Genomic DNA, 11,715 nt, shown 5'->3' on the forward strand with positions numbered 1-11,715 from the left:
GATGTCTCAATGCCTTCGCTATCTGCAGCAAGAAGTTCTGGTGATTTCTTATACCTCTGAGGTTGTGTTTAACGATTTTAGGCAAGCAGCGCTCAGCGCGCACATGAAATTAGTGGATGATGCCTGGATGCTTCATACAAAATTGTTCCAATTCTTAACGTCTTTAGAAATATGAAATATAAAAAGTAAGCATCTCTTAGAAGTGTAGCACCAATCTACCTATTATGCCAAAGAATTGGAAGGGGACAACCCTGCCTGAGGGATCCACACGAATTTAAAATACCTACGTACTGCGCTTTATGCGCAGTACGTAGACCTCTTAATTTTGATCAATAAATTGCTATTGATGAAGATTGCCCAATTTTGCAAAGAATAATAGTTTTTTGAAGAAATGAGAGGTATGTTACATTGAAAGAGATGATTCTATAAAGACTATCTACACCAAAACTTAATTGTAATATTTTCATTCAGATGAATGAAGATAAATTCTGCAAGAGTTATCTTTAAGCAGAGAGGATTGGTTGTATATGCCATATCAACATAGTCTTTTATGGACTTATCGTGACGCTTTATTTGACAAGGAGGGCAGTATCACATGAAATTTTGTAACTTAGTACGCGTAAGAGCTATTATTTATGGCATTATAGGGGGAGCAGGATTATTTTTTGTACTTGTTGCACCAAACGATGTAAGCGCTGCAAAGCAGCAATCTCTTGCTTCTAAAAAAATGAAGTCGTCATCTCAACCCAGCATGAAAGAACTCAAATCTTGGCGTTCATCCATTATGCATATACCTCGACCAAAACATGGATGCTTTACTGCTGAATATCCTAAAACCAAATGGCGCGAAGTTCCGTGTACTAAGGCACCTGTTCGGCCCTATTTGCCTTTTCGTGGCCAGCGCCCATTTACGGTTGGTAATGGTAATGATGTCACTGCTGAGATTTCCAGTGGGCACATAAGTGAGGCTATTGGGGCATTTGATAGCGTTGCTGGAGTGGTGAATGAGTATGGGATAGATCCAGAGACTAGTGTATTCGCACCTAATATCTTTTCTCTCCAACTGAATTCTAATTTTTTTACCAATACTCCAGCCTGTAATGGCGTTACTAATTGTGAAGGGTGGGCACAATTTGTATATTCTAACACCAGTGGAGTTGCTTTTATTCAGTACTGGCTTATTGGTTATGGACCGTCGTGTCCTGCGTCGGGTGGCCCGGCGGGTACGGGATGGATATCGTATAGCAATAGTTGCTATGGTAATAGTAATGCGGTCACTATTACTGGTAGTCCACCTTTGAATATCTCTCGTTTAAATCAGATGTCAGTTACTGGACAAGCAGCTGCCGGTGGCAGTGATACACTCACTATGTATGTAAGTGGTATTGCCTATTCTACAAGCGATTTAGACAGTGTGGTCAGTCTTGCTAACTACTGGAAAACTGCTGAATTTAACATCTTCGGTGACGGTAATGGTACTGAGGCTACATTTAATTATCAGTCGCCTAATGTAGCAACACTTAAAGTGAGAACGGCTGTTGATTATGGCAGCTCAAGTGCACCGAGTTGTTTGGCGGCAGGTTATACTGCTGAGACAAATAACCTCTATTTTGGCGCATTCGCAGTAAATTCAGCAGGAGCTAACCCCGCATCAGTTGTATTCACGGAAAGCAGTGCAAATACTGGTTATGCTGCCTGTCAATCTGCGGCCAGTACGGGTGATACACATCTAACAACTTTTGCTGGCTTGCAATATGATTTTCAAGCAACTGGGGATTTTGTACTGACTGAAGTTGGCTCTGACTTTATGGTGCAAACCCGCCAAGCAGCGCCGGTGATTGATCCTAGATGGAAAAATACAACGATTAACAAGGCGGTTGCAGTACAAATGGGCCAAACTCGTGTGGCTGTTTACGTCGGACCAACCAGACTTCTGATCGATGGTAAGCTTTATACAATGCGTAATGGCCAAGAACCCTTGGTGGTTAACGGAGTGCAGATTGCTCGTAAGGACAATGAATATGTGATCATTAGCCCCACAGGGGATAGCGTGCGTGCTATGTTGTATGACAATGGGATGAACACATGGATGAATGTTACTGTGAGTCTTAGTCGTTCTACAGGACAAGTGCGAGGTCTTCTCGGTAATCTCGAAGACAACCTCCATGAACTGGTGACTTCGCATGGAACAGTTTTGCCATGGCCAGTTTCCTTCCATGATCTCTACACTATTTATGGGGAAAGCTGGCGTGTGCGGCCGGACCAAGCATTGCTTGAGGCCGATCCGATGATACAGCCTGGCATTCCTGAGAAACCATTTTATGTTAGTGATCTAAAGCCGAAGGATGCCACACGTGCCACCGCAATTTGCAAAGCATCAGGGATTACTGAACCTGCCTTACTAGACGCGTGTGCGTTAGATACTGCTGTTCTGGGCGATAACAAGACCTCTGTTACAACATATGTTCATGCTGTTATTCCTCGTGCGGTAATGCCTCGTCCTCTCGTGGAATCTAAAAAACGCAGTTGAATTCGGAGTTTTTTATGGTTATAGGTCAATAATAATTGTAGAAAGTTGGGCTTGGGTCCAACTTTCTAAACGCAAATTTTGAATGTTTAATCGGACAAAAGGCCGCCTTTATGAGACGCATAACCATATTGCTTCATCATTTTTTCGGCTTTTAAATCCATAACGGCTAGCAAGCCAAAAACCCCTGTGGTTTTTAAAGTACCGTTACTTGAATCAAAAATTGGTGTAGCAGCCGCAAGACTTTGCCAAGTACTTCCAGTAGCAGCGGTGGCTATGCTAGGATTACCATCACCAGTAATAATAACTACCATGTTTTCATAACTTGTAGTGCAGGTAGCGGCACCACAGAAGACAGAACCCGGTGTTGGTGCATTTAGAGTGACTGCTGTGGGTGAGGTATCAGGAACTAAAACAGCCATAGAATCATATATTGCTGTAGAAACACCGCCTACAACTGCTATTGTAGGAGCCACATTTATCGATACAGGGGCGCCTACACAATGGGAGCTACTATGAATACCAGTGGCATACCATTGAACAACTACATATCCGCCATAATTAAGTTTAGTCGTACTGCATATTCCAATAGTATCAGAGACTGTAACTTGAAAAGAAGATTGAGATGCTCCAGAGGAATTATTGTTACTGTCTACATTACCCATGTTATTTATTATCATTAGTTGTCCGCTTATCGCATTACCACCAGCAAAAGCAGTACTAGAAGAGAGTAAAGCTAAAAAAGCCATTGATGTTAAATTTTTTTTTTTATTGTTTTCATGTCTGGTATCTTAATTAAGTGAATGAAATATAATTACACCGTGGAGAACACAGCTGCCCACTCATCGTCCAGTCTAGCATCAGATTTTTAATTTCGCAGTATTTCTTAAATTTATTTTAGCATTTACATTCCATATTGCCGACTTTCGTCGGCAATTCGGTATCGTTTGCATTTTTTGTCCGGTACAAAGGTGAAAAGTTGAGCATCGCGTATGTTTAATACTTTCTTAATAGTAATCATTTATAATTTAATCATGATTACAATTCGGTTAGAAATTTATGCCGCTTTTTAATGGAACAGAGATAGAAAATTTACTTTTAAAAGGAATGGATAATTATGCAGAGTTAACTTTTCATGAAAGTCGCCTCAGAAAATATCAAAAAGAAGAGCCTGCTTTTCAAAATGTTCATCGAATAAAATTAGAAGAAAATTTAACAGTTTGGGATAATGGTGCTTGGTTTATTCTTAAACCCCGTTTTTTTTATCAATTAATGAATCCTGTAATCAGAGGTACTTTAAATACTACTGTATCTACAATGTTGGGAATCGAGGAACAAATAAGTGATCAGAGTTTAACTGCATTGACTAAAATAACGCATAATGATCTTGTTTTTACGGTTTTCACTATGCTTAAAATTATGGAAGAAAAGTTATTGCAGTTCAGTCCTAAGGCACCCGGAAAATCATTTAAAAGTTTTGGCGATTATCAAACTTTTATCCACACGCATATCAAGCCAAGCAATTATGAATTTATGCTCATGGAGTCTTTATGGCCAGGTATTAAAGATGAAGGTCGTTGGCTGGAAATTTCACATCAAGATTCTGAGTCAACTTTTGGATTCAGTATTGATATTTTAAAAGAAATTATTGGTAAAATTACAATAAATAGTTCATTACAATTTATTGCACTAAACGCTGGATTAGAAAGAGAGGGACTATTAGATTGTATGCCCACTATTGGTTTATGTGATTTATCTTCAGAAGAATTTAATTTAATCATTCAAGGGGTATTTGATATTGATGCCAATATACTCATGCAATTTCATTTGATGTATGGGTGGCTCACTAAAAATAGTTGTGATACCTCATCATCACCATTTACTAAAATTTTATCGTCATTATTAGGAGCAATTTTAGAAAAACCAGCAAATCTCGAACAGTTTTTAAGAACATTAAATTTGCAACAAGGCTTAGCAAAAGATCGTTTAAAAATAATCCAAACAAATCAAATATATTGTGAAAAAATTGAAAGATCGTGGAATAACTTACATCTAAGAGCTCATGAAAGTAATAATGAAAATTGTTTGAGTGGTATTTGTGCTTTAAATGAGGAATTTAATAAATTATTACCCGTTTTTAGAAGAGGGGAAATTAATAAAAAAGCATTTGTGGACCAAGTTCGGTTATCAATTTTAACAAATGCTAAAGACTTTTTTGCAGATGCACCTTCAAGTACCGCTTTATTAGAACTTTGGGATATATTATTTAAAAAGCAACCTGATAATAGTCAACTTCGTCAAGCATTAAGTATTTATAAATTTTGCAATAAAACTGAGCAAGCAATAAGTAGTTTATATACAAATATTTCTCAAAGTGAAAAAGTTAAAGCGCATACAATGTATTTTGATGCCATAACTAGTTTACAAGAAGAAATGCAGGCATTATTAACTCAGCTTAAAAACGGTGAAATAAACAAGGAAGTATTTGCGACGACAGCACCTAAAGCAATTCAAAAAGCGCAAAGAATTTTTCAAAGAGAGCCAGTTTGGTACAATGCTTTGATTAATATTTTAAAAGAGATTGCAAATTTCTGTATTAGTTTGGCCTATGACAAAAAAAATACTCCTCAAAAATTTTTTGTCCTTGAACGCAAAGAATCTAAAGCGATTACAGAATTTGAAAATGATCTTAACACAGATATTAATTCTTTTATTAACTAAAATGTAACTTCCCAGGTACGTCATCCTGAGCGCGTTTTTTTGCGCGAAGGATTGTCAAATAAAAAGCTCCTTCGACCCAGCGCAAAGGATGGCGCCTGTGGTCCGAACAGCGATCGAGGCCCTAAGGTACTTGTTTGATATGTGCCATTTTAACGCCCCCCACCATCACCATCAACAAACCAACGCTGCCAACTCGTCACCTGCTTTTCGATTCCATCCAGATGTGTGGTCAAACGCATAAACGCACCATGTGCAATAAACTTCATTCCCCAACCCACGGTCAACATCCCCCGAATAACTACAAGCGATGCCCGAACTGCCCCTAAATGCTCCGCCGCTTGCTTACGTTGCACAGGATTATTTTTATCCCCATGATTGGCTAAAATAATTCCTTTAATACAAGTCGTGATTTCCTGTAAAATACCCTCACCGGTAGTTAATTTAAACGCTCGAGGAAGGTGATAATGCGTATCCCAATAGGCTTTATAAAGGACCAGCATATCATCATACGCTTTCGGCTGCTTAAACGTGGATTTCATGACTTCTCTCACACAAAAAATACAATACGAATTACTCCACTGCGCTACTAAAATCACCCGCAGCGTCCAAAAATCAGTGCATATGGAATCCCTATCCAGGCTAACCTTAAACTTAGCAAAAGAAATTGAAGAACAGCATTACCAGCCAGAGGCCTACACTCGCTTCGCCATCAAAGACCCCAAGCTTCGCGAAATCTATGCCCCCAGTTTTCGCGACCGATTAGCTCAAAGCTGGCTGGTGTATCACTTAAATCCAGCTGTAGAACGAACACTGATTGGCGACACCTTTGCTAACAGAATAGGCAAAGGCACTGTAGCAGCTGTTCAACGTGCTCAACACTTCATGCGCCAACCACAACACAGCCATTATCTTCAGCTCGACATTCAAAGTTTTTTTAACAGCATCTGGCTTCCAGAGTTAATGAATCAAGATCAAGCGATTATGCACCGCTACTTCCAAGACCATCCCTATCAAGAAGTCATCAATGCACTATTAATTCAATGCATTACCCATCCAATAGCTCAAAATACCTATACTATTAGTGGAGACCGAGCCTTATTAGCAATCATCCCGCCACATAAAACCTTAGCCGCGGCTGGAATTAATCGCGGACTGTGCCTTTAGGCTCCGCGGCAAGTCAGCTCTTTGCCAACCTTTATCTCAATCCTTTGGACCACTTTATAAAACATACCTTACGCATTAAAGGCTATATTCGTTATATGGATGACCTACTGTTATTGGGAAGCTCTTCTGCTCAATTATCAGAATACAGAACAGAAATTAAGCACTTCCTTCAAGAAAAACTGCATCTTAACCTGCATCCAACGAAACAAATTATTCAAACCACCACTCAGGGTGCAGATTACTTGGGTTATAAAGTCTATCCTCACTACCTGCATCTGCGACAACGCAGCATCGATAAGCTCTTTGCTTGGCTACGCTTTTTCAATGCATGCCTAGACAATCCACCTGCACATCGCTTTTGGATACCTGATGCGATTGAATGGCTAAATATCCTTCAAACTCAACCTGCTACGCCAGATTATTTCTTGCTGCAACGCATGCAAGCGCTCATCAACAGCTATTTAGGTCTGATGAAAAATACTCAGCACTCTCGTTTGCGTAAAAAAATCTATCAAAAACACTTTGGCCTGCTAAAACGCTATTTTCTTCCTTCGGATGCAGACTACAGTGCCGTACGCATCAAAAAACGCTGTTTGCAAGACTGGATTGCAGCAGGGAGAACACCCGCCACACACACCACATAGTTCTGATTGTCGGGATTGTTGCTGTTCGCGTTACCGTTGTTCAGGTTCACGTTGACCCCATTGCTCCCATCAGTCGTGGATGACCAATAGTTGTTGCTCTGCCACCCAGAACCCTCCAAACAAAAACACGCATACTACCTGCTCTCTAATCTACTCAGCCTACCACCTTGCGATGCCAGCCCCTTTATAACGCTGTTTGCTCCTCATTGCTCAAACACCGTGGAGCAGGTCGGTCTTCTCGTATCGCGCTTTTCTGTATCGCCTTAACGACACAGACCCCTGCGCACCGCCATACCGCTGCGCAATCAAGTCTTATAAGGAAACACTCAAAGCCCCCAATCGTTTTTTAAGCCCTGAATAAAACCACTGTCCACTGCGGCAGGATATCGCCCCGGTGACCAGTGCGCCAAAAACTGACATATCTCTTCACTCAAGGACACCTGGCGATTTAAAAAAGTTGCTGAACCCGCTTTTTGCTGCTCAAAGGGCAAGGCCTCAGTCTGAGTGATGTTGCTACGCTCTTGCTTGTCAAGCCAGGTACATGCATGGCTTAACCACTGCTGATATTCCTCCTCAGGCCGTGCGTCGCAATCCAGCTCAAAACCCCAACCAGTAGCCCTGGCATGGGGAAAACGCCCTATGTGACTCACAGGAAAACCACTGTAAAAAACAGCTAAATTCTGAAGCTTTTTAATCCGCTTTCCCAATACCTTAAATCCTGGCTGGTAATAATGCACTAAGGAAAAAAGAGACTGCTGATAGCATCTTAAAAACATCCCCTCCTGAATAAAGGTGATGATTCCCGGTCGTGCGCATAATGCCAATTTTTGTTCAATATTCATTCGATTTTTCCCTTGCTAGTGAACCCACCCGCCTTACGGCGGGTAATCTAAAAAAACAAAACCTAAATTTAAAAACTAAAACCTAAAAACTAAAGACCCGCCACACACACCACATAGAACTGAATGCCGGGATCGTCGCTGTCCGCGCTACCGAGGTTCAGGTACACGTCGACCCCATCGCTCCCATCAGTCGTGGATGACCAATAGATGCCGCTCTGCCACCCAGAACCGTATGTACCCATACTACCCCACTCACTCCATAAATTGCCTATGCCCCGAGTCCCAACGCTCCCTAGACTGGCATTCGTCAGTTGCGCCTGTGTAGGCTGTGTATAGCCGCCACTCAAGCTAGTACAATAGTTGGCAGCATTAGCCTGTGTCATAGTAGTAGTTCCGTTATTCACAAACCAGCTCGTAAGAGTGAAACTGTATGTAAGAGCAGTTCCTCCTGATGTTGGAGTAGCTGTAATCGTTACAGCCCCAACGCTTGGTTTTGAAGGAGAATTAAACGTGACCACTCCAGTAGAAGATACAGTCACCCAAGTTGCGCCTGAGGTCCAGTTATAATTTGATGGAACACCACTTGCTAAATTTACGGTAAACGTAGCTCCATTAAATCCAGTTTTGGGAAATCCATCAGTTGCTCCAAAAGTAGTACCGTTGGCGGTAACACCAGTAATGGCGTCGGAAGCAGTATTCGTCAAAGCAAAGCTCGCAGGAGTACTTACCCCGCTTACCGATGCCGTCACATTATAAGTACCCGCCGTAGCATTGGCCGTAGCCGTTACTGATGCTTGACCACTGGCATCCGTGGTGACCGTGGTTGCCGATAAACTCGCACTGGCTCCACTGCTAGGTGCAGCAAAAGTAACCGTCACACCAGGCACAGGATTACCTCCAGAATCAGTGACTGTGGCCACCAAAGGATTACCAAACGCAGTGCTGACGGTCGTATTTTGTCCTGAACCACTGGCTACAGCAATCGCACTGGCTGTACCAACTTCATTCGTCAAAGCAAAGCTCGCAGGAGTACTTACCCCGCTTACCGATGCCGTCACATTATAAGTACCCGCCGTAGCATTGGCCGTAGCCGTTACTGATGCTTGACCACTGGCATCCGTGGTGACCGTGGTTGCCGATAAACTCGCACTGGCTCCACTGCTAGGTGCAGCAAAAGTAACCGTCACACCAGGCACAGGATTACCTCCAGAATCAGTGACTGTGGCCACCAAAGGATTACCAAACGCAGTGCTGACGGTCGTATTTTGTCCTGAACCACTGGCTACAGCAATCGCACTGGCTGTACCAGCTTCATAGATGTACCCATCAGAAAGGGCTACATGCTGCCCGTCGGGATTTTGAATTGCTACGTCCACAGCTCCCGGAGTAGATACCGCGGGCACCACTACTTTCATAACAGTTGGCGAAAGAACCTGGATATTTGTTGCGAGTTGCCCACCAAAAAAGACCAGCAAACCTTGTACAAAATTACTGCCGGTAATCGTTACTGTATTGCCACCAACTAAAGGCCCGCTACTTGGATTAATGCCTAGGATGCTGGGCGCCAAAAGTTGGGTAATTTGCTCCGCTATCACCAGCACCTGGTTCATCTTTACTGCCGGTGTGATGACTGATTGCGCAATATCACTTAAACGCTGACTACCCCACCGATGTCGCTCATCATAACGCTTGTTACCGTCTGCCAAGAAATTCACTTGCAAGCCAATGCTGTTATTATCCGGTGTCGCGTTATGAGACGTCACATGCTGCCCAAAAAGAGACAGCTCCATCCCGAGCCTTGTTTTTTGGATGTTAGGAAGCCAGCTGAACCCCGCCTGATAGGTGTCATAAATTTCGCGGACCGTGGCCTCTCCAGTGAATTTAAAGCGCTCACCAAGTAATTGATTCAACCGAACACCACCACCCAAACCATTTCGGTCTTCATCAGAGATATGGGAAAAAATCGGGTTGTAACGCACCTGGTCATAATACAGATTACCGCTGACTAACGTAGAAGGTGTCAGCAATACATCAATGCCTGCATCAGCGCCCGTGCTGGTCGCTCCAGCAAGATGACGATAGTTGATGCATTGCAATCCTGATGCAAAACCACCACAATTGCTCCCATCCGATGTGAAAATAACCGGATTTAAATTCTTACTGCTCGCATCAGCATAATAACCGCCTAGATTAAATCCTTGCAGAAAAGGTAAATCAAATAACTTCTGGAAACGGGCTCCATAAGCATCTTGATGTACCCTTGATTCAATATCCCCTGAATCAAACTGAAACGGCAAGCGCTGACCAAAGCGCTCTGCTGTAAATTTCACCTGCGCCAAAGGAGAAAACCCATAGCCTAAAGTGCCGTTGATGCGGTATTGGCCCGAACCGTACTCGCCTAAAGCACCCAATGCCAATCGCTCCCCTAAAGGAAGTACGTATTCGGCATTAAAATAAGTACCCGTCAAATCACTGTAGGTGACGCCCCAATTCAACGGACCAGAGAAACCCAGTTGCTGATTCGTTAACGACAAATTATTTAGTGTCCCCGTTTGTGCATAATTCACTAAAGGAGTCAATGGACCGGCAGATACAGGCGTATTCGTGGTTATTGGCTTGCTTTGTTGTGGTGAGGAAGACAATGGGTGCTGAGGAGGTGAGTTGGGCAATACCGCTGCTGTGGATAATTGAATGAACTGGCTATAAATTAATAAGCTGGCAATAAATCGACGTAAACAGCCCTTGCTTGCTTGCTTGTTAAAGAGCTTCTCTTTTGAAAACCACCTCGTCAAGCACCCTCTCGCATTTCTATTCATTAAAACCTCCCTATTAATAACCATTCCAATCCAACCAGTTCGAATAAGAATAAATAAATCTTTTTCCTTATAATACAGATATTTTTTTGAATTGAATCACTGGAAATAATAAAAATCGCTCATAATCAAGCAGAAACGCCACGATTGAAAACTGCAAATTGAAAAAATTTAAGAAATGTAAGACACAACAAATAAGTTGTGATAAAAACCAGAAAAAAAGAAAGAATCGCTGATCGCTAATAAAGCGTATGAAGCCACATCAGATGTGTCAACTTTTATTTGAAAAATAATTATTGACTGTTGACTAACAGCATAAAAAGACAGGATATCCCTGCAGTGGCTGAGACTTTCAAAAAGCAGAGTTTCTTTGTTTTTTTAACTGAGCAACTATACCTGGATTGCATTTGATGCATTAGCTTCATTTGAAGAATCTGTCTTGTCTGAGGTCAAAACTGCTGCTGTAAAAAACCTGGATGAAACCGAGTTTCGCGTGGCAGGAAAAACACAGTGGTTGCATGTGGCATCAACTAAAACGGCAACTTACTATCACGTATCCCCAAAACGAAAATCATTATTGGATGGTCTTTCAGGCACACTCATTACCATGCAAAAGTAAATAAGGCCGACAACCCTGACGCGCAGGACACAACCTCTTGCTTCGATTATTTCATTACAATCAGGATGTTTTGCGGTTTCTCCATGCTCCGGCGGTCTCATTCACGAATAATGATGCTGAGCGCGATTTACGGATGATGAAATGCAAACAAAAGATATCCGGTGGCTTTCGTTCCTCGCAAGGTGCTGAACAATTTGCCCGTATTCGCGGATTTATCAGCACTGTCCGTAAACAAGGATTGAGCATTATCAGCCCCATTCAGTCTATTTTTGTAACTCCCCAGGTATTTAATTGAGCTCACCGGCTTCCCCTCTCCACCTCGCGCAGCGTGGGGGATTAAATAGTGTCGCGAAGCGACTTCATTTTATTCGGTAGCAAGTTCTGG

The 11,715-nt window shown here is 42.3% G+C and carries 10 protein-coding genes; 6 read left to right on the forward strand and 4 right to left on the reverse strand.

Going from position 1 to position 11,715, the window contains the following annotated elements; genetic code table 11:
- Positions 1 to 595: 595 nt before the first annotated feature.
- On the forward strand, positions 596 to 2,530 hold the full coding sequence (locus tag QM652_RS12225; RefSeq protein WP_415076203.1) for a VWD domain-containing protein: 1,935 nt from the start codon (positions 596 to 598) through the stop codon (positions 2,528 to 2,530).
- Between the two features lie 86 nt (positions 2,531 to 2,616).
- Here the strand turns inward: QM652_RS12225 and QM652_RS12230 are convergent, their stop codons facing one another.
- The gene (locus tag QM652_RS12230; protein WP_415076205.1) at positions 2,617 to 3,276 is read right to left on the reverse strand and encodes a hypothetical protein; all 660 of its coding nucleotides are present in this window, start codon (positions 3,274 to 3,276) and stop codon (positions 2,617 to 2,619) included.
- Between the two features lie 310 nt (positions 3,277 to 3,586).
- Between QM652_RS12230 and QM652_RS12235 the strand changes: the two genes are divergently transcribed.
- Positions 3,587 to 5,248 carry a hypothetical protein gene (locus QM652_RS12235; protein ID WP_415076207.1) on the forward strand — a complete coding sequence of 554 codons (1,662 nt, stop codon included), beginning with the start codon at positions 3,587 to 3,589 and terminating at the stop codon, positions 5,246 to 5,248.
- Positions 5,249 to 5,397: 149 nt separating this feature from the next.
- On the opposite strand, the gene QM652_RS12240 is transcribed toward QM652_RS12235, so the two are convergent.
- The gene (locus QM652_RS12240; protein ID WP_415076209.1) at positions 5,398 to 5,787 is read right to left on the reverse strand and encodes a four helix bundle protein; all 390 of its coding nucleotides are present in this window, start codon (positions 5,785 to 5,787) and stop codon (positions 5,398 to 5,400) included.
- On the opposite strand from QM652_RS12240, the gene QM652_RS12245 reads away from it, so the two are divergent.
- On the forward strand, positions 5,786 to 6,412 hold the full coding sequence (locus tag QM652_RS12245; protein WP_415076211.1) for a reverse transcriptase domain-containing protein: 627 nt from the start codon (positions 5,786 to 5,788) through the stop codon (positions 6,410 to 6,412). The two genes, QM652_RS12240 and QM652_RS12245, sit on opposite strands and share 2 nt — an antisense overlap.
- Positions 6,403 to 7,056 (forward strand): RNA-directed DNA polymerase, encoded by a 654-nt coding sequence (locus tag QM652_RS12250; protein ID WP_415076213.1) that lies wholly within the window; start codon positions 6,403 to 6,405, stop codon positions 7,054 to 7,056. The genes QM652_RS12245 and QM652_RS12250 overlap by 10 nt, the downstream gene beginning before the upstream one ends.
- A gap of 326 nt (positions 7,057 to 7,382) precedes the next feature.
- Here QM652_RS12250 and QM652_RS12255 read toward each other — a convergent pair whose 3' ends face one another.
- Both QM652_RS12255 and QM652_RS12260 read right to left on the reverse strand, forming a co-directional pair.
- Positions 7,383 to 7,898, reverse strand: coding sequence for a hypothetical protein (locus tag QM652_RS12255; RefSeq protein ID WP_415076215.1), 516 nt, complete (start codon positions 7,896 to 7,898; stop codon positions 7,383 to 7,385).
- Between the two features lie 89 nt (positions 7,899 to 7,987).
- Positions 7,988 to 10,714, reverse strand: coding sequence for an Ig-like domain-containing protein (locus tag QM652_RS12260; RefSeq protein WP_415076217.1), 2,727 nt, complete (start codon positions 10,712 to 10,714; stop codon positions 7,988 to 7,990).
- Positions 10,715 to 11,111: 397 nt separating this feature from the next.
- On the opposite strand from QM652_RS12260, the gene QM652_RS12265 reads away from it, so the two are divergent.
- Both QM652_RS12265 and QM652_RS12270 read left to right on the forward strand, forming a co-directional pair.
- On the forward strand, positions 11,112 to 11,330 hold the full coding sequence (locus tag QM652_RS12265) for an IS66 family transposase (protein ID WP_415076221.1): 219 nt from the start codon (positions 11,112 to 11,114) through the stop codon (positions 11,328 to 11,330).
- Between the two features lie 37 nt (positions 11,331 to 11,367).
- Positions 11,368 to 11,625 (forward strand): IS66 family transposase, encoded by a 258-nt coding sequence (locus QM652_RS12270; RefSeq protein ID WP_415076219.1) that lies wholly within the window; start codon positions 11,368 to 11,370, stop codon positions 11,623 to 11,625.
- Positions 11,626 to 11,715 lie beyond the last annotated feature (90 nt).

This window comes from Legionella sp. (assembly GCF_047605385.1).
Taxonomy (GTDB): Bacteria; Pseudomonadota; Gammaproteobacteria; order Legionellales; family Legionellaceae; genus Legionella.